This window comes from Bacillus sp. JKS001846, assembly GCF_900176455.1.
Classification (GTDB): domain Bacteria; phylum Bacillota; class Bacilli; order Bacillales; family Bacillaceae_G; genus Bacillus_A; species Bacillus_A cereus.
Window position 1 is genome coordinate 4,151,531 of record NZ_FWYG01000001.1, and the last position, 19,162, is coordinate 4,170,692.

A 19,162-nucleotide genomic window follows, 5' to 3' on the forward strand; every position below is an offset into this window, starting at 1 on the left:
AAGAAGTCCGTTTCTCTTAACGAGAAGCGGACTTCTTTTTTGTTATCATTTTCTTTACATACAGCTTTTCTATTTCGATATACAACTGCGCTAATTGAATATAAGAATGATAATTACTCGGTTTCTTTATAATGAATGAATATCTTTCCATAAAATTAACAGGTTGCACTTTTAATTTATTCGTATTTATTTGCATTTCATTCAAACTATGAACAGGTTGTTCATTTAGCCAATAGACAACCGATAACAAGTGAGCTGAAAAAAGAATCATTGGTCCCTCAGCCTCTTGCTTATTTCTATTTCGAAACAGTATAGCAATGTCTTCATGCTTATTTTTCCATACATTCAACATCACTGGAATGCTGTTTTCAATTTCCTTCCATGGCTCATACTGTCTTTCAATATCAAATATAAAGTAAGTATTTTGTATTATTTCTTCAAAAGAATTGTCTGTATGATACTTAATTAAATTTACACTTTCTTTAAAAAATGGTAAACAGTGAAATTCTTTCGGTATTTCTATAACTCGTTCCATCCTTTATTTCACCTTCATTCGCTTCTTTCCTTCACGACATACTTCTAACAGTCTGCATTCCTCACATTGCGGTCGTTGTGCTTTACAATGATAACGTCCAAAGAAAATCATACGATGATGTGTAACTCCCCACTCATCCATTGGTACTTTCTTCATTAATGTTTTTTCTACTTCTAACACAGAGTCTTTCCATCTACACATAGCTAATCGTTTACTCACTCGCTCCACATGTGTATCAACAGCAATTGCCGGAATTCCAAACGCTACGGAAACTACAACATTCGCTGTTTTCCTTCCTACACCTGGTAATTTCGTAAGTTCATCTCGATCGTTCGGTACTTCTCCATTATAGTCATCTAATAACATTCGGCATAATTTTTGAATGTTTTTTGCTTTATTTCTATACAATCCGATAGAGCGTATATCTTGTTGTAATTCTTCTAGAGAAACACTTAAATAATCTTCTGGTGTTTTATATTTTTGAAATAAATTTCTTGTCACTTTATTTACAAGTACATCCGTACATTGTGCAGATAACGCCACCGCGATTACAAGTTCAAATGGATTATCATGAACCAATTCACAATGTGCTTCTGGATACATATCCGCCATTGTGTCTAAACAATAACGGATTTGCGTTTTGTTAAGCATATTTTTCCTCCTATATTACTGCTCCAACCAATTATAAAAAGGCACTTTTCCAGTAAATTTCGTCTCTTGTTTTGTCATTTGTTGTGCCCTTTGTTGATTCGCTCTAAATTTTTGACCTTGATTTTGAGCCTGATCTACTGTTTTAATTCCATTCTTTTTCCACTCAAATAAAATACGATCAATATATCGGAAATTTAGTTTTCCACTCATTACAGCTTCTCTAAGAGCCGCTTGAATTAAATTTGGATGATGTTGATCTTGGTCCTCCCACATCCCTAACGTTTCACATTCGAACGGCGAAAGTGGTCTTCCAAATTCTTTTTCAAATACTGTATATAAATTTACTTGTAGCTGTTTTTTTTCTTTTTGCTCTTCCTCTATTGATTCATCCATTAAGAAATGTAATATTTTTTCCCATAACGGTTGTAAAGAATAACTTTCGCACATCATCGCTTCTGATCTTTGTCCACCTTCTAGTGATAAAAAACCTTTTTGAATCAACGTCTGAATTACTTCCATACATTTCATTTCCGTTATCGTCATCCGTTCAGAAATCTCTGAAGGAGTCGGAAACGAATTACCTGATTCTAAAAATGTGTGTACATGAAGTACAACCATAAATTCCGTCTCATTTAAACCTAATTTTTTATAATGCATCATAAGCAATTTTGGAATTGCAATGCTTCCCTGCTCAAACCACTGTAACATCATTTTCTTTTTCATCACCAAACACCTCGCTCTCTAGTATAACACACCTTTAGCTATTTCTTTTTGCCACAATCCGTCAAAAAAACCTCCCCATTAATAGGGAGGTTTTTTATATTACATGAATGAAATATAAAATTAAGGTTGCACTTTACTTTTCATAAATGTATGGATGCGCTCTAATGCTTTCTCTACTTGTTCAAGAGATGTCGCATATGATAAACGAACATTATTTGGAGCGCCAAATCCTGTACCTGGTACAAGAGCCACTTTTTCCTCTTCTAATAGAGCTTTTGCCCAATCATCAACTGTTGCATATCCTGATAAAGCTACAGCTTCTTTTACGTTAGGGAATAAGTAAAATGCACCTTGCGGTTTAATACAAGTAAAGCCAGGGATTTGAATTAATTTATCATAAATGATGTTTAATCTCTCTTCAAAGGCTTGACGCATTGTTTCCACAGGTTCTTGTGAGCCTGCGTATGCCGCAATTGCGCCGTATTGAGCGATTGAAGTAGGGTTTGACGTACTATGACTCGCTAAGTTCGTCATCGCTTTAATAAGCTGCTTATTTCCTGCAGCATATCCAATACGCCATCCTGTCATAGAATGAGATTTAGATACACCATTAATAATAAGTGTTTGTTCTTTTAATGCATTAGAAAGCTGGGCAATTGAAGTATATTCTACGCCACCATAAATTAATTTTTCATAAATTTCATCAGAAACGATTAAAATATCATGTTCTAAACATACTTCTCCAAGCTGTTGTAATTCTTCTTTGCTATAAATCATTCCTGTTGGATTGCTCGGTGAATTAATAATAACTGCTTTCGTTTTCTCTGTAATTGCCTCACGCAGCTGCTTTGCTGTAATTTTGTACTCATTGTCTTCTAAACCTTCTACATAAACCGGCTTACCGCCAGCAAGCTTTACTTGCTCTGGATAGCTTACCCAGTAAGGAGTTGGGATGATAACTTCATCTCCCTCATCAAGTAATACTTGGAATAATGTATATAATGCATGCTTTGCACCATTACATACAATAATTTCAGATGGATCATACGCAATACCTTGATCGCGAGTAAATTTCTTCACAATTTCTTGTTTTAACGATTGTAATCCACCTGTTGGTGTATACTTCGTATGCCCTTCTAACATCGCTTTATGTGCAGCATCCATAATATGCTCTGGTGTATTAAAGTCAGGTTCCCCTGCCCCTAATGCAATTACATCATGACCCTCTGCTTTTAATGCTTGTGCCTTTGCTGTAATTTCTAAAGTTGAAGACGGTGTTAAAGCAGCTACTCGCTTTGCTAATTTCATTTGTAGTTCCCCCTACATCTATTTTTCAATGCTATATCGTCTTAAAAATTTTCCATCTTTAAATTCAAGATAGTAATAACTATAACGATTGTCATCATCAATATATGTAACTTCCCATAGTGGTACATCATTTTCAAAGCCTAATTTCACTTTCATAATCTCTTTCGGCTTACTTTTTGATTCCTTACTTTCATTGCCGACTTGCTCTATTGTTCTTTGTATAGCCTCTTTTTCAGAAATACCTTCGCTCTTTTTCCTTACTACAGTATCCCCTTTTTTCTCAGGCACCCAAACGATAAGTTGTTCTCCCTTTTCATCTGTACCTTGCACGACTATATATGCAGATTTTCCGTTGTAATAATCAACAGATTTCACCTTTGTAAGCTTTGCTTTTTCTTTAGCAATTTCTACAAATTTCGACTCTTTTGGAATTTTCTTTCCCATCGCTTTATTATAAACATACGCCCCATATATTCCGCCAGCAACGATAACAATAATGATTGCAAAAATCCACTTTTTCATTGTATCACTACGTTCTGTAAATCGTAAATACAGCTGTTTCTTTATCTTTTTCGTCTAATGCTAGTCCGAACATGAGGTCCTGCTCTTTTAACGTACGATTTAAACTATCAACAATTTTATACAAATCCGACGAATATTTAATACGCGTCGTTGATAGTACTTCGATTTTCTTCTCCATGAAAAAACTCCTCCGTTACACAAAAATTTCTAATTATAGAAGAACGCAATGCGGTTACAATAAGAGTACATTCTTTACAACCCCTGCTTCATCACCCATCTATTATAGCAGGACATGTACAGCAAAAAAAGGTTTCAAGTCGAAAACCAACACATTTTGTATACAAGAAGTAAGAAAAATAAAATTCCTCCTACCCACATTTTTTACGCCTGAAGTTTATAAGTACTTCAGGCGTATTTTTCTTCCATTTTTATTCATTTGATGGTTCTTCTAATTGTACTAACAATTCTTCTAATGGTCCTTCATAAAGAGGTACGTTAGGAATCGATTGTAGAAATCGTTTTCCATAGGAAGAACTCGTCAAACGACGATCTAACACTACTACCGTTCCTGTATCTGTATTTGTTCGAATTAAGCGGCCGAATCCTTGCTTGAAACGTAATATTGCTTGTGGGAGCGCTAATTTAGCGAATACATCTTCACCTTGATTTTTTAGCCACTCACCTTTCGCTTCCATCATCGGCTGATGAGGAGGTGTAAATGGTAGGCGGACTATAACAAGACAACTTAAGGCATCTCCTGGAATATCTATTCCTTCCCAGAAACTGCTCGTCCCTAATAAAATTGATTTGTCGAACTCTTGAAACTTTCGAATTAAGCGGCTTCGACTTCTATTATTCACACTTTGGGTGAGTAATAAATAACCCTCTAATTCATCATTATTTTTTAAATTCGCATACGCTTCTTTTAACATTTCATACGAAGTGAATAAAACGAGCATTCTGCCTTTTGTGGCTTTCGCTATCTTTGCAATATGTTCCGATACAGATTCAATATATCGCTCATTACTTACTTGCTTAATAAAAGGTACATCCGTTGAAACCATTAATTTCATTTGTTCATCATAACGAAATGGCGACGGAACCTTTAAAGTATTTGGAGCGAAATCATGTAAACCAAGTTCCTCTTTTATATAATCAAACGTATCGTTAACTGTTAGTGTTGCGGATGTAAAAATAACACTCTTTTTTTCTGTTAAAAACTCATCAGCAAATCTTTCACCAATATGAACAGGCTGTGCATATAGAACTGTTGAATGAATCGTCCCTTTCGTTTCAGTCTCCATCCAAGTTACATACGAATTCTTTTCTAATACGAGTAACTGTAATGATTCTGCCATCTTTCTCAGCAACTCAATTAAATGCATAAATTCACCTGTTACAACATGCATCTCCCATTCTAACTTACTTTGCAATATATCCACTTGCTTCTCAAGAGCAGTTACTACCCTTCTTAATTCATATATAAAACGATTTGTTAATTCGACGATACTATCCCACAACTTACCTTTTTCTAGTTCTGCGTTATACCTATAGATGAGCGGCATATTATTCGTTCCTTGCTCTTGCTTTGTTTGTTTAAATATAAAAGTACGTAACATTTGGAAGAGTTCATCCGCATCAAACTTAAGTTCCTTCAAACTATAACTTATCATCCGGAAAGTTGAACGAGATGTTTGCTCTGATTTTTTCATCATTTTATATACTTTGGAGAGTACATCTTCTGTTTCTAGCGTCCCAAGACGAGATATAACCAATTGAAAATACATACAAGAGAACTGTTCACCCAATGTTCTACTCGCAGCTTCTTCAATATGGTGAGCTTCATCAAAAATAATATGTTCGCATGAAGCAAACAACGGTTCTTCACTTGAAAAATCTTGAAATAATAACGCATGATTTGTAATAACGATATCTGCAAATAAAGCTTTATTCTTCGCTCGCTGATAAAAACAACGACTAAACCAATTACTTTGCATACCACCTGGACTATAGGCATCGCTACAAATACGATTCCAAAGTAACTTTCCGCCCTCAGGAATATTTAATTCGTCTCGATCACCTGTTTCAGTTTGCAATAGCCAAACTAAAATCTTCGCCTTCGTAAGTGCCATATCATAATTTTTTTCTTCCTCTTGCAAAGCATACTCAAATTTATGTAAGCATAAATAATGCTTTCTTCCTTTTAGAAGAGCTGCCTCAAATGAAAATGGCATTATTTTTTGTAATAACGGAATTTCTTTTTCTAATATTTGTTGTTGGAGTTGTACCGTTTGTGTACTTATAATGACAGGTTCTTCTTTTCTCTTTGCAAAATAAAGACTAGGAAGCAAATAAGCAAGAGTCTTTCCTGTTCCTGTACCCGCTTCAATTAGTGAAAAACGAGAATCTCTTAACGCCGCATATATCTCTTTCATCATCAGTTGTTGACTTTCTCTTCTTTCAAACTTTGGCATATGTGATTCCAATTTATCCATCGTTTTATTCAAGAAAGCATCAAACTTTGATGAACACGTTTCTCCAAGGTTTAAGGAATAGTTCCGCTTTTTCAGCGCAATATTTCGATGTATTTCATACTCCGCTATATCTTCTTTACCGTGCATTACTTTCTTTAAAATATTTTCAGAAAGCACATCAGCTATATCGCTTTGGAACACATCACTTAATTCATAAAGCGATTGCAACGTGACAAGTGGTAACTTTTCAATTTCATTTAAAAATTGTAAAAATAATTCCGCTGTTGCAAGAGCATCACTATCCGCACGATGTGGTTGATCGTGCTCTAGTTCATGCTTCTTAGCTAAATCACGTAATTTATAACTATCGGCTGTCGGCAAAAGAATTTGAGCCAATTCAACCGTGTCGATTTTCGGACAATGTATTTCTGTATATCCAGCTTGCCTTAATTCTTCATTTAAAAAATTCCAATCAAAGTGAACATTATGCGCAACGAAAGCCGCACCTTGTAATAGCTCAACAATCATCGGGGCTACATCTTGAAATAACGGGGCTTGTTTTACAAGACTTTCATCAATCCCTGTTAATTCTGTAATAAATGGTGGGATCTCTCTCTTTGGGTTAACAAAAGACGAAAAAATCTCCAATATCTCTCCATCTTCTACTACAACAGCTGCAATTTGGGTAATTTTATCCTTCCCATCTTTCCAGGAGTTCCCTGTCGTCTCTAAATCAACAACGACATAACGCTTACTCATATATGTAACACCTCAATTTCTTACCTTTCAAACAACAATAATTTATATAATGTTACTATACCACGTTTTATCTCATCTTAATGAAAAGATGCACAAAAAAGCTATCTCCGCAATGGAGATAGCCTTTCTACTTATAATATCGTACCCGCTTTTTCAGCACCTAACATTTCAATAATTTGATTATTATCGTCTAATACTGCAATTTTTGGTTCTTGTTTATGAATCTCTTCTTCCGTAACTAGCCCATAACAAATAATAATTACTTTGTCCCCTGGTTGTACAAGCCTTGCCGCAGCACCGTTTAAACAAACAACACCACTACCGCGTTCCCCTTTAATAACGTATGTCTCTAAGCGAGCACCATTATTATTATTTACAATTTGGACTTTTTCGTTTTCTACAATATTTACTGCATCCATTAAGTCTTCATCAATTGTAATACTACCTACATAATTTAAATTTGCCTCCGTTACAGTTGCACGATGTAACTTTGCTCTCATCATTGTGCGAAACATAGATGCTCCCCCTTATTTAACTGTTAATGTTATATTGTCAATTAATCTTACATTTTCAAACTTAACTGCAATAGCTAAAATGATTCTTCCTTTGACTTTCTCTACCATTGTTAATGACGGATATGCATATAAATCTGCATAATCTACAGTGCCTTTCGTATGCGTCTCAATATACTCTTTCACAAGATTTGTAATGATTTCGGGATTACGTTCACCTGCCTCAATTCTTTCTTTCGCTATACATAGGCTGCGGTATAAATGAAGAGCTTCTTCACGTTCATCTTGTGATAGGTACACGTTACGAGAACTTTTCGCTAAACCATCTTCTTCCCTTACAATATCAACTGGTACGATTGTAACTGGAATATTGAAATCAGTTACAAACCCTTCAATTACTGCAACTTGTTGAGCATCTTTCATACCGAAATAAGCACGCTTTGGCAGCGTAATATTAAATAGTTTCATTAGTACAGTTGCAACACCAGCAAAATGACCAGGTCTTTGTTGACCGCATAATACGTCCGTGCGCTTCACAACTTCTACCGTTGTTGTTTGTTCTGCTGGATACATTTCTTCTACACTCGGATAAAATAAATAATCTACACCGTTTTCTTTTGCTACATTTTCATCTCTATCAATATCACGAGGATATCGATCTAAATCTTCATTTGGGCCAAATTGTAGTGGGTTTACAAATACACTTAAAACTACAGTTTCATTTTCTTCTCTTGCCTTACGTAATAAAGTAGCATGGCCTTCATGTAAATAACCCATTGTTGGAACAAAACCAATACTCTTTCCACTTGCACGAAGTTCGCTCGTAATTTGCTGCATCTCTTGCACTGTAGTTACGATTTTCATTATTGTTTTCCTCCATATAACGCTAAGCATTCTTCCTCTTTCATTGTGAACGAATGTTTTTCTTCAGGAAATTGCCTTGTCTTTACTTCAGTAACATATTGTGAAATCCCACGCACAATCTCCTCTTGAACAGACGTATATTGCTTCACAAATTTCGGAACACGATTTACGCCGTATGAGATAAGATCATGATAAACAAGCACTTGCCCATCTACTTTTTGTCCTGCGCCAATCCCAATTGTCGGTATTGTTAGTTGCTCTGAAATAAGTTCTGCTAACTGCATTGGTACACATTCTAACACAAGCGCTATTGCACCAGCTTCTTCACATTTCTTTGCATCTTCTATTAATTTTTTTGCACTCTCCGCATCTTTTCCTTGCACTTTATATCCACCCAACACTCCTACAGATTGAGGGGTTAAACCTAAATGCGCTACAACAGGAATTCCTGCGTTCGTCAAATATTGAATCGTCGATATAACTTCTCCAGCACCTTCTACCTTCAGTGCGTGTGCCCCGCTCTCTTGAACGATGCGGCGTGCATTCACCATCGTTTCTTGTAATGATACGTGATACGACATAAATGGCATATCAGTTACAATAAACGTCTCTTTCGCTCCGCGGCGTACAGCTTTCGTATGATGAATCATATCCTCTACTGTTACAGGTACTGTTGAATCGTATCCGAGTACAACCATTCCAAGAGAATCTCCAACTAGAATCATATCAACTTCAGCTTCTTCTGCTAATTTAGCAGATGGATAATCATACGCCGTTAGCATTGTAATCGGCTCACCTTGCTCTTTCATCTTCAAAAAATCTGTTTTTGTTTTCAAAAACTACTCCTCCTTTATGCAGGAGAGAGGAGATGGCCGAAATCATATAAAAAAACCCCTCTGGCCATAAAAGGGCAGAAGGGTTGTGTGTTAGTCGGCATTATTCATCCCTCTGTCCCAGTCCGTTATTGGATCAAGGCAGAATCCAAGTTATTATTTTTCGTATGACTTCGAATCATGGTGCAGTTCGCTCTGATACTGCCCACATTCGAACTAATTATAGCAAACTACAAAAAGGAATTACTACATTTTTTCGAAAAAATAATTTTTTATTCTTATTACGGTATATGAAATTTAACACGAGAGTATATATGCTATACAGTTTTTATGGATAATTCAATCCTGAAAAGATACATGTTTTTTCAACGCATGTTAAAAAAGTCCAAGTTAATTTTTTCTGTAATCAATTTAACTATATAGTATAACTCTTAAACTAATGATGCAGGTTAATTGAGGAAAGTACTTAACAAAGGAGAATTGCAGCTGAAAAGAATTTATTATCATGTTACAAATTCAACTCAAAACTATTGAAATAAAAAGAAGTTCCAAAAGAGGAACTTCTTTTACTTAATTTCGATATCTGCAGAATGAATATGATGTACTTTCCCCTCATGATCCTCCAGAAGTAATACACCATCCTCTGTGATTCCTTTTGCTAACCCCGTAATTGTCTCTCTCATCGTTCGAGCGGTAATTTCTTTCCCGATGCTCACAGCGTAACTTTCCCAAAGAATTTTAATGACAGAGAAACCATTTTGTAAATATTCTTCATATAATTTTTCTAGTTGTAAATAGATTTGTTGCATAAGTTCTGCACGAACAATCGGCTTACCTGATTCAATCGCTAATGAAGTAGCGATGTGCTGAATTTCTTCATCAAAATGTTCTTGCTTTTGATTCGCATTAATACCGATGCCCATAATGACAGCATTAATTTTATCAGGATCCGCTTGCATTTCTGTTAATATACCTACAGCCTTTTTATCTTGAATTAAAATATCATTTGGCCATTTTATTCCTACGTTTACACCTGTACATTTTTCAATTGCCTGTGCAACACTAACAGCCGCTAACAAAGTAAGTTGCGGTGCATGATGAACTGGGATTGACGGGCGTAAAATAATACTCATCCAAATCCCTGTTCCTTTTGGTGAATGCCATTTTCTGCTTAAACGACCTCTTCCCGCTGTTTGTTCTTCTGCTACAACGACAGTTCCTTCTTCTGCACCTTCATAAGCAAGTTTTGCTGCAATGTGCTGCGTTGATTCAACAGTTTCTTCAAAATACACTGTTCTACCAATCCGCTTCGTTTGTAGCCCTAACTGAATTTCATTAGCAGTCACTTTGTCTGGCTTACTTGTAATTCGGTAACCTAATCGGCGCACAGCTTCAAGTTCATATCCCTCACTCCGCAGATCCTCCATATGTTTCCACACAGCAGTTCTTGAACAACCAAGTTTATCACTAATTGTTTGGCCGGATACAAACTCGCCATCCGCTTCAGAAAAAACTTGCAATAACTGCTTTCTTATAGTAGATTGCATCCTTGCAGCCACTCCCTTATACGCTCTTTCTCATTAACTACGTTTCCTTGTACGATTGCTTCTTCGATTTTCTGAAGCATTTCAGCAACCCACGGACCAGGCTTTTTGTTTGCCCAGTTTAATAAATCATTACCAGTCACATTCATTTCTTGACGTTCCTGGATTGGCAATGCATGAAACATTAATTGTACTCGTTCAACAGATGTAGGGTCATAGCTTTCAATCATCGCTTCATATACTCTCTCTGCCATTTCAGCGATATGAATTCCCGTTTTATAAAGAAGGACTGTATCCCAATCCTTCTCCTTTCTAGTACGAATTGCCAATAAAACTGCAACAATATCTTTTATTTTTTTATTCGAAAACTTCCATTGACGTAAAAAGACAGATGGATGTTCTTCTCCGATACAATATAAGAAAAATGCCCACGCCTCAATATCCGTTTCGAAAGAATCCCATTTATACTGCGTAGCTTTTAACAGTCTCTCTTCTGACATTTGTAAATATGGCAAATGAGAAAATAGCTTCGTCTCTACTAATTCTTTGAGACCTTTCACACAATATGTACCAGTTAACAGTTTCTCAAACTCTACTGTAATACGCTCAATTGCTATATGTTCTAGCAAATGCCCATGCGTTTCAATCGCTTGCTTCGTTTTCATTTCTAATGAAAAACCTAACGTGCTTACAAACCGAATACCACGCATCATTCGCAGGGCATCTTCTTGAAAACGATCCGCAGCATTTCCAACTGTCACAATTTCTCTCTGTTGAATGGCTTCCTGTCCAGCAAATAAATCAACCATTTTGCCTTCTTCTGTCATAGCAATTGCATTCATCGTGAAATCACGACGTTTTAAATCCTCTTCTAATGAACGAACAAATTGAACACTACTAGGTCTTCGAAAATCTTCATATTCGCTTTCTGTTCGAAAAGTAGTTACCTCATAAGGCTCACCATTTTCTACAACAATTACAGTTCCATGCTCAAGACCAACAGGAACATTTCTTGGGAATATAGCCATCACTTCTTCTGGTAGAGCAGATGTCGCAATATCAATATCTCCAATCGGCCTATCGATAATAAGATCTCGTACGCTCCCACCAACAAAGTAAGCCTCATGTCCTTGTTGCTTTAATGTCTCAATAATAGAACTAGCTTTTTTAAATCTTTCCATTTTTGTCATCCCTTAGTACGTCATAGTAAATCGTTTCATATTGTGAAACAATTTTTTCTGAGCGAAATTGCTCATAAACACTTTCTCTTGCTCGTTCTCCCATATTACGGTGAAGTTCCTCGTCCTTTAATAGCTGAATAGCTTGATTTGCCACTCCTGTTGTATCGCCAACTTCACATAAATATCCTGTTTCCCCGTGTTGAATAACCTCTGGAATACCTCCAACCCGCGTTCCGATACAAGGTACACCACACGCCATTGCTTCTAATAAAACAAGACCAAAACTTTCCTTCTCTGATAGAAGCAACATTAAATCACTCATCGCAAGTAGTTCTGCAACATTATCTTGCTTCCCTAGGAATAAAACGCGATCTTCAATATGTAAATTCTTCACTATCTGTAAAATCGTACAGAATTCTGGTCCGTCTCCAACAAGAAGCAACTTCGCATCTACTTCTTTAACAATTTTAGCAAATGCCTGAACAACATCCTGCACACGTTTCACTTTACGGAAATTCGAAATATGAATAAGTACTTTTTCACTCTCACTTATACCGTATTCTTTCTTTAATTGAGACATATTACGCTTGAAATATACACGTTCGTCTATAAAGTTATATACCGTTTGAATTTCTTTACTTGGTTTTACAAGCTCATGTGTTTCGTTAATTAATGAATGCGAGACAGCAGTGACAACATCCGATTGCTCAATACCAAAACGAATTAAATTATTTAACGAAGGGTCGGAACCTAACACAGTAATATCTGTTCCATGTAAGGTTGTAACAATTTTAATACGCTCTCCGATCATTTGTTTTGCTAAATATGCACAAATTGCATGTGGTATTGCGTAATGCACATGTAAAATGTCTAAGTTTTCTCTTTGTGCAACCTCGGCCATTTTACTTGCTAACGCTAAATCGTATGGTGGATATTGAAATACAGAGTATTGATTTACCGTCACTTCATGAAAATAAATGTTTGGATATACTTTATTTAACCGGAATGGTAAACCCGATGTAATAAAGTGAATTTCATGCCCACGTTCCGCCAATTGCTTTCCTAATTCTGTTCCAACAACTCCAGAACCACCTACAGAAGGATAACATGTAATACCTATTTTTAATTTCATTTACATCCCCCTAATAAATCAGCATGTAATAAAACCGGTTTCTTACTCATAAATCCCTCGGCATACAAGACTCCAACTTCTTTTCCAAACATCTTCTCACGAGCGATTACAGTTTCAACGTAACCTTCTGTTAACGGTGTCTTAACACCATCGCTCCCTGTTGAAAACTGACTTTCATACGCTTCTAATGCTTCCACCTTTATAGAGAGGTACTCACTTATATCTATACAAAAATTCGGTTTATGAAAACCATTAATCATATAATTATAAAAAGACTCCACACGATGTGGTGAAAGTTCCGGCATATATTTACGGATTCCTGCTGAAAAAATAGCCTCTTCCACAAGCTTTGCACAATTTGCATGATCTGGATGGCGATCTTCATAGTACGGTGCAAAAACTAGTTTTGGTTTATATGTACGGATCACCTTGACAATTTCACGTATATACTCTTCTTTCATATACAAACCACGGTCTGGCATCGCTAAATTCAGCCTCGTTTTTACTCCCATTATACGAGCTGCAACCTTCGCTTCTTCTTTTCTCAACTCTATCGTTCCATTTGAAGAAAGATCAGCTTCTGTTAAATCACAAATACCTACTTCATACCCTTGCTTTGTATATTTAGCGATGGTACCAGCCATGCCGATTTCAACATCATCGGCATGAGCACCAAACGCTAATATATGTAATCCACTCATAATTGTTCCCCTCATTTTCTTAACTTACGATAATCTAAATCTCCTCGCTCTAATGCGTGCATTAACATTTCAGCACTTGCCATATTCGTTGCAAGTGGAATCGCATATACATCACATAAACGAAGCAATGCATTCACATCCGGTTCATGCGGCTGTGCTGTTAATGGATCGCGGAAGAAAATCACCATATCTAAATCGTTCTTTGCAATCATTGCACCAATTTCTTGATCTCCACCAAGAGGGCCAGATTGATATCTTGTTACAACTAATCCAGTCGCTTCCATAATACGAAGCCCTGTCGTTCCTGTTGCAAATAATTCATGTTGTTCAAAAATTGGTTTATATGCGTATGCAAACGAAACCATATCATTTTTCTTTTTGTCATGTGCGATTAAGGCAATTTTCATCCGTTGTCTCCCCTTTAGTCGATAATATTTTCTAAACCGTACACAAGATAATCAAGGTTCATTACTGTCTCAATTGATAGTTTTACACCTGACATAAATGATGCACGATTGAATGAATCATGACGAACTGTTAACATTTGTCCATCTCCACCGAACATTACTTCTTGGTGTGCAATAAGCCCTGGCAAACGTACACTATGAATGTGAATACCGTCTACATTTGCACCACGTGCACCTGCTAGTTGCTCTACTTCATTTGGATGACCTTGCTGCTTTGATTCACGATTTTGACGAATTAACTCTACCGTTTTTACAGCTGTACCAGATGGTGCGTCTAATTTTTGATCATGATGTAATTCAATTACCTCAACATCTTGGAAATATTTCGCTGCCATTTGTGAGAATTTCATCATAAGAACTGCACCAATTGCAAAGTTTGGAGCAATAATTGTTCCTACTGCTTTTTCTTTTGCATTCTCTGTTAAACGTGCCAATTCTTCTTCTGTAAATCCAGTTGTACCAATAACCGAACGAAGTCCACGCTCAACTGCAAGTGTAACGTGTTGTTTCCCCACTTCTGGTGTTGTTAAATCTAACAACACATCTGCTTCTACTTCATCTAAACAAGTATGTAAATCAGCGTAAATCGGCGCATGTAATGCTGGCATGCCAGGTAAATCAGAAATTTTTTCACCACCATGCTTATAATCCACTGCTGCTACTAAATTAAAATGTTCCGTTCTTTCCATAAGAAGGACTGCTTCATGTCCCATACGTCCTCTTGGTCCGGCGATAATTACTTTAATTTCTTTCATTATTCTTTCTCTCCCTCATCAATACGTGTCCAGCGATCTTTATCACGTGTATTAAATTTATTCATTACAATGTTATGTGCTGTCTCTAAATCAATATTTAAACTATTTGCCATACAAATCATAACAAATAATACATCTCCAAGCTCTTCTTCAATACTTCTTTCTTTTTCAGTTGTTTTCTTCGGTTTCTCACCATAATAATGATTTACCTCTCTTGCAAGCTCTCCCATTTCTTCCGTTAAACGAGCCATCATTGCAAGCGGACTGAAATAACCTTCTTTAAACTGACCAATATATGCATCTACTTCTTTCTGCATATCTTTCATCGTTTTTGCTTCCATACTATTCACCTCTAATCCTTCCTCTTTCATGTTAGCCAATTCATCGCGATTTGACAAATATTATTCCCCGCCAAACACCTATTTGCGACCCATTTTTGGATAGACTATAATAAAGTGAAACTTCTTTTGCGTTTTTTTGCAAAAGATTAGTTGAACTAATCGGGTTCCTACGGCTGGTTCGCCTTTCTTCAGAGCTTTATCTCCTACCAGCCGTTGGTACGGGGTAAAGTGAAACTTCTTTTGCGCTTTTTGCAAAAGATTAGTTGAACTAATCGGGTTCCTACGGCTGGTTCGCCTTTCTTCAGAGCTTTATCTCCTACCAGCCGTTGGTACGGGGTAAAGTGAAACTTCTTTTGCGCTTTTTGCAAAAGATTAGTTGAACTAATCGAGTTCCTACGGCTGGTTTGCCCCTCTTCTTTGCTTCATCTCCTATCAGCCGTTAGAGCGGGATAAAGTGAAACCTTCTTTTGTGCTTTTCACAAAAGATCAGCCCACATCAATCAAGTTCTTACTATTTTCACTAGCAACTAGAAATTACTTATTATTATGTTTTACTGTTTCAGCGGAGCAATGCAATCATTACATAATTAGGGGGATTTCTATATGACATCAAAATTAAAGATGCGAAATATTATTTTTATTTTAATCGGTTCCGCTATATTTTCTTTCGGTATTGTCAATATCAATATTGAAAACCACCTTGCAGAGGGTGGGTTTACTGGTATTACACTATTATTGTATTTTTTATTTAAGTTTGATCCTTCCTACTCAAACTTAATTTTAAATATCCCTATATTTTTTATTGGTTGGAGGTTACTTGGCAGAACGACATTTTTATATACATTAATTGGCACCTTTAGCGTATCTTTATTTCTATGGATTTTCCAGCGTTACGAAGTACTCAACTTACATTTAAACTTGCAAAATGATATGACACTCGCAGCTTTATTCGCCGGGGCATTTATCGGTATCGGCCTTGGAATAATATTTAAATATGGCGGGACTACTGGCGGTGTAGATATTATCGCACGACTAGCTCACAAATATGTTGGCTGGAGTATGGGGAAAACAATGTTTATGTTTGATGCTGTCGTTATCGTAGTCTCTATTCTTACCTATTTATCATACCGCGAGGGCATGTATACGCTAGTTGCTGTTTTTATCGGTGCTAAAGTCATTGATTTTATGCAAGAAGGAGCTTATGCTGCCAAAGGAGCGACTATTATCTCAGAGAAAAACGATGAAATTGCTGCCAAAATTTTATCTGAAATGGAGCGCGGAGCAACCTTTTTAAAAGCTGTTGGATCGTATACAAAAGTGGAACGTAACGTATTGTATTGCGTTGTTGCTAAAAATGAAATCGTGAAATTAAAGAATATCATTACTTCTGTAGATCCTCATGCTTTTGTCGCTGTAAGTGATGTACATGATGTAGTTGGTGAAGGATTTACGTTAGATGAAAATAAAAACCCTTTACATAATTAAATGTAACTAGAAAAGCGCCTTAGCTTTTCTAGTTTTTTATTACAAGTCTTTTAAGCTTCTCAAAATCCTCATGAATAAGCTCCAATAAACTCCGATTATAAAAAATGGAAGCTGGATGAAAAGTCGGAAAAACATGATATTCTTTCTCTGACCATGTAAACTCTGCACTTTGCATATCCTTTAATTTTTGAATGGGCTGTTTTAATAATTGCCCGTGTACATCTGTGATTTTTTTATTTTTTCCTGTTAAACGTTGAAGACCGATATTTCCAAGCGTGACGATAAGCTTCGGATGTATTTTCTCTAATTCATAATCTAACAAAGGCGCATGGGCAACTATTTCTCCCTGATTTGGCGTTCTATTATACTTTTTTTGTATGATTTCACCATTTCGTTCTTTTTTCTCTCGCCATTTATAAGGTCTACTTCGAACAGCGCTCGTAATATATACTTCTTCCCTTGTAACATCAATACGCTCTAAAAAATCCATTAATTGTTTTCCCGCCCTCCCGCTAAACGGAATCCCATTATGAATTTCTGTTTCACCAGGCGCTTCTCCTAACAACATAAATTTGGGATTTTCAGGACCTTGTCCACTTAAAAAAACTTCTAGTTGATAAGGATCACTGCGCTCTTGCACTTGTTTTACTAAATGGTCTGGATATTTCATTTCCCCCCACCGCCTTTCCGCATTACTTCTATTATTTCTATTTGCAATACATTATATAATTCAATCCATACAACAAAAAAAGACTATCAAAATTGATAGTCTTTAGTCGTCGCTACGCTGCATACCAGTATACATTAATACGAGACGTAATAATTCAAATACCGCTACAGCTGCAGCTGCTACATATGTTAATGCTGCCGCATTTAATACTTTACGAGCTTGCCCATATTCATCTGTTGATACAATACCTAACGCTTCAATTTGTTGCATTGCGCGCTTTGACGCATCAAACTCAACTGGCAATGTAACGAGCTGGAACACAACACCTGCTGCCATTAAAATGATACCTAATAACAACAAACCAGACATTTGTGCAAATATACCGATTAGGACGAAAATCCAAGACATATTCGAACCAAAGTTTGCAACTGGCACTAACGAATGACGAACGCGCATAAATTTATAATCTTTTGCATCTTGAATTGCGTGTCCTACTTCGTGTGCTGCAACTGCTGTACCAGCAACTGAATGTCCATAATAGTTATCTGTTGATAATCGAACCGTCTTAGCGGTTGGATCATAATGGTCTGATAAATGACCTGGTGTTTCTTCTACAGCTACGTTGTATAATCCATTTTCATCTAAAATTTTTCGAGCCACTTCCGCTCCTGTCATACCTGATGTTGAATAAACTTGTGAATACTTGCTATAGGCACTACGTACTCTTGACTGTGCATACAACGGTATGATCATTATGATCGCGAAGTAAATTAAATAAAACATCATGAACCTCCATTGAAGTTTTAATTATAGTACTTCTCATTCTATTTTCTTCTGCCACTATTGTCAATGAATAAACCTTACAATCCATATCTTTATTTATTGCATTATCTATTTTTAGAATGTACATTACTTTTTCTTTTTTCTCTTTCTCCTTTATACTTTCTCCATCCAACATAAGTTAATGTGAAGAAAATAAGTCCCCCAGTAATTGTCATAAACCAAATGAGAGAGGGTGCAATTTCATCTTTTTTTACTGTGTGAAATATCTTTTGCAAATCCCCTTTAATAATCCCTAATTGCATTTGGCCGCCTTTCGTTTTTAACATAACGTTACGAAATTCATCTAAATAAGATAAATGAACATTTACACGCTGAACCTCGTTTTCTGGCAAAGCAATCATTAAGCTTGGATAAATAATATTGAATTCATTTAAAAACGTATTTAACGTTTGTTGAAACTGCCCAGCATCTTCTTTTTCCATCGCTTTTTCCATTTGAGAAAAGGCATCCATTACTTTCCTTTCTCTTTCCATCCAAAGTGGTTGATATTTCGATACTTGTGCATCAACAGCAAGTTGTAATGCCAGCACATTATCAATTTTAGCTTGCTTACCTAAACCTTCTTCAGAGAGCGATTGTTGCGCCTTATCGTAAGCTAAAGAAATAACTCTAACTTGATCTGGTGTTACTTCCTGCTTCTTTTCATTCCCCTTTATTAAAAATTGCTCCGAGAAATGTTGTAATACTTGTACCGCTTTTTCATCTTCATTACGCTTCACTAACTGTAACGAGTCGTCTAACAACCCTGTTAGCTCATTCCACTCTTCAGCATATATACGTAACGGAAACATTATAATTAGAAATGCTATCAATCCAATTAATGTTCTCTTCATCCCGGTCCCCCCTATAACTACTAGTACAA

21 protein-coding genes are annotated in these 19,162 nt (G+C 36.3%); 1 reads left to right on the plus strand and 20 read right to left on the minus strand.

The annotated features are described in order from the left end of the window. Positions 1 to 16: 16 nt before the first annotated feature. The 17 genes from B9A45_RS22065 to B9A45_RS22150 all read right to left on the minus strand — a co-directional run bounded on the left by B9A45_RS22065 (position 17) and on the right by B9A45_RS22150 (position 15,302). Entirely contained in the window at positions 17 to 535 is a 519-nt protein-coding gene (locus tag B9A45_RS22065; protein WP_000442653.1) for a YpoC family protein, read from the minus strand. A 3-nt stretch (positions 536 to 538) separates the two neighbouring features. Next, positions 539 to 1,186, minus strand: coding sequence for an endonuclease III (gene nth / locus B9A45_RS22070; protein ID WP_000933034.1), 648 nt, complete (start codon positions 1,184 to 1,186; stop codon positions 539 to 541). 15 nt (positions 1,187 to 1,201) lie between these two features. Continuing rightward, a complete protein-coding gene (dnaD, locus tag B9A45_RS22075) occupies positions 1,202 to 1,909 on the minus strand; it encodes a DNA replication protein DnaD (protein ID WP_000728552.1) in 708 nt (235 codons plus the stop codon). 120 nt (positions 1,910 to 2,029) lie between these two features. Beyond that, the gene (aspB, locus tag B9A45_RS22080) at positions 2,030 to 3,217 is read right to left on the minus strand and encodes an aspartate transaminase AspB (protein ID WP_016109665.1); all 1,188 of its coding nucleotides are present in this window, start codon (positions 3,215 to 3,217) and stop codon (positions 2,030 to 2,032) included. Between the two features lie 18 nt (positions 3,218 to 3,235). Further along, positions 3,236 to 3,739, minus strand: a complete 504-nt coding sequence (locus B9A45_RS22085) for a cell wall elongation regulator TseB-like domain-containing protein (protein WP_084065087.1) — start codon at positions 3,737 to 3,739, stop codon at positions 3,236 to 3,238. A gap of 7 nt (positions 3,740 to 3,746) precedes the next feature. Beyond that, on the minus strand, positions 3,747 to 3,917 hold the full coding sequence (locus B9A45_RS22090) for a YpmA family protein (protein ID WP_000412179.1): 171 nt from the start codon (positions 3,915 to 3,917) through the stop codon (positions 3,747 to 3,749). Between the two features lie 250 nt (positions 3,918 to 4,167). Further along, positions 4,168 to 6,972 carry an ATP-dependent DNA helicase DinG gene (dinG, locus tag B9A45_RS22095; RefSeq protein ID WP_084065090.1) on the minus strand — a complete coding sequence of 935 codons (2,805 nt, stop codon included), beginning with the start codon at positions 6,970 to 6,972 and terminating at the stop codon, positions 4,168 to 4,170. 131 nt (positions 6,973 to 7,103) lie between these two features. Further along, a complete protein-coding gene (gene panD / locus B9A45_RS22100) occupies positions 7,104 to 7,487 on the minus strand; it encodes an aspartate 1-decarboxylase (protein ID WP_000490182.1) in 384 nt (127 codons plus the stop codon). A 12-nt stretch (positions 7,488 to 7,499) separates the two neighbouring features. Next, positions 7,500 to 8,348, minus strand: coding sequence for a pantoate--beta-alanine ligase (gene panC, locus B9A45_RS22105; protein WP_000707027.1), 849 nt, complete (start codon positions 8,346 to 8,348; stop codon positions 7,500 to 7,502). Further along, entirely contained in the window at positions 8,348 to 9,184 is an 837-nt protein-coding gene (gene panB, locus B9A45_RS22110) for a 3-methyl-2-oxobutanoate hydroxymethyltransferase (RefSeq protein ID WP_000851108.1), read from the minus strand. Before panB ends, panC begins: the two co-directional genes overlap by 1 nt. 563 nt (positions 9,185 to 9,747) lie before the next feature. Then, a complete protein-coding gene (locus B9A45_RS22120) occupies positions 9,748 to 10,728 on the minus strand; it encodes a biotin--[acetyl-CoA-carboxylase] ligase (RefSeq protein ID WP_084065094.1) in 981 nt (326 codons plus the stop codon). Then, on the minus strand, positions 10,713 to 11,906 hold the full coding sequence (locus tag B9A45_RS22125) for a CCA tRNA nucleotidyltransferase (RefSeq protein WP_000439316.1): 1,194 nt from the start codon (positions 11,904 to 11,906) through the stop codon (positions 10,713 to 10,715). Before B9A45_RS22125 ends, B9A45_RS22120 begins: the two co-directional genes overlap by 16 nt. Continuing rightward, positions 11,893 to 13,038 (minus strand): N-acetyl-alpha-D-glucosaminyl L-malate synthase BshA, encoded by a 1,146-nt coding sequence (bshA, locus tag B9A45_RS22130; RefSeq protein ID WP_000768305.1) that lies wholly within the window; start codon positions 13,036 to 13,038, stop codon positions 11,893 to 11,895. Before bshA ends, B9A45_RS22125 begins: the two co-directional genes overlap by 14 nt. Beyond that, on the minus strand, positions 13,035 to 13,739 hold the full coding sequence (bshB1, locus tag B9A45_RS22135) for a bacillithiol biosynthesis deacetylase BshB1 (RefSeq protein ID WP_000015673.1): 705 nt from the start codon (positions 13,737 to 13,739) through the stop codon (positions 13,035 to 13,037). Before bshB1 ends, bshA begins: the two co-directional genes overlap by 4 nt. Positions 13,740 to 13,750: 11 nt before the next feature. After that, positions 13,751 to 14,146 carry a methylglyoxal synthase gene (gene mgsA / locus B9A45_RS22140; RefSeq protein WP_000684765.1) on the minus strand — a complete coding sequence of 132 codons (396 nt, stop codon included), beginning with the start codon at positions 14,144 to 14,146 and terminating at the stop codon, positions 13,751 to 13,753. 14 nt (positions 14,147 to 14,160) lie between these two features. Further along, a complete protein-coding gene (dapB, locus tag B9A45_RS22145; RefSeq protein WP_053514232.1) occupies positions 14,161 to 14,961 on the minus strand; it encodes a dihydrodipicolinate reductase in 801 nt (266 codons plus the stop codon). Next, entirely contained in the window at positions 14,961 to 15,302 is a 342-nt protein-coding gene (locus tag B9A45_RS22150; RefSeq protein ID WP_002108639.1) for a nucleotide pyrophosphohydrolase, read from the minus strand. Before B9A45_RS22150 ends, dapB begins: the two co-directional genes overlap by 1 nt. Positions 15,303 to 15,905: 603 nt before the next feature. On the opposite strand from B9A45_RS22150, the gene B9A45_RS22160 reads away from it, so the two are divergent. Beyond that, positions 15,906 to 16,787, plus strand: a complete 882-nt coding sequence (locus tag B9A45_RS22160) for a YitT family protein (RefSeq protein ID WP_000202121.1) — start codon at positions 15,906 to 15,908, stop codon at positions 16,785 to 16,787. A gap of 28 nt (positions 16,788 to 16,815) precedes the next feature. On the opposite strand, the gene B9A45_RS22165 is transcribed toward B9A45_RS22160, so the two are convergent. The 3 genes from B9A45_RS22165 to ypjB all read right to left on the minus strand — a co-directional run bounded on the left by B9A45_RS22165 (position 16,816) and on the right by ypjB (position 19,133). Continuing rightward, on the minus strand, positions 16,816 to 17,457 hold the full coding sequence (locus tag B9A45_RS22165) for a uracil-DNA glycosylase (protein ID WP_084065099.1): 642 nt from the start codon (positions 17,455 to 17,457) through the stop codon (positions 16,816 to 16,818). A gap of 102 nt (positions 17,458 to 17,559) precedes the next feature. Continuing rightward, complete coding sequence (locus tag B9A45_RS22170; protein ID WP_058839490.1) at positions 17,560 to 18,243, minus strand: zinc metallopeptidase; 684 nt, start codon at positions 18,241 to 18,243, stop codon at positions 17,560 to 17,562. Positions 18,244 to 18,344: 101 nt separating this feature from the next. After that, complete coding sequence (ypjB, locus tag B9A45_RS22175; RefSeq protein WP_000831583.1) at positions 18,345 to 19,133, minus strand: sporulation protein YpjB; 789 nt, start codon at positions 19,131 to 19,133, stop codon at positions 18,345 to 18,347. Between the last annotated feature and the right edge of the window lie 29 nt (positions 19,134 to 19,162).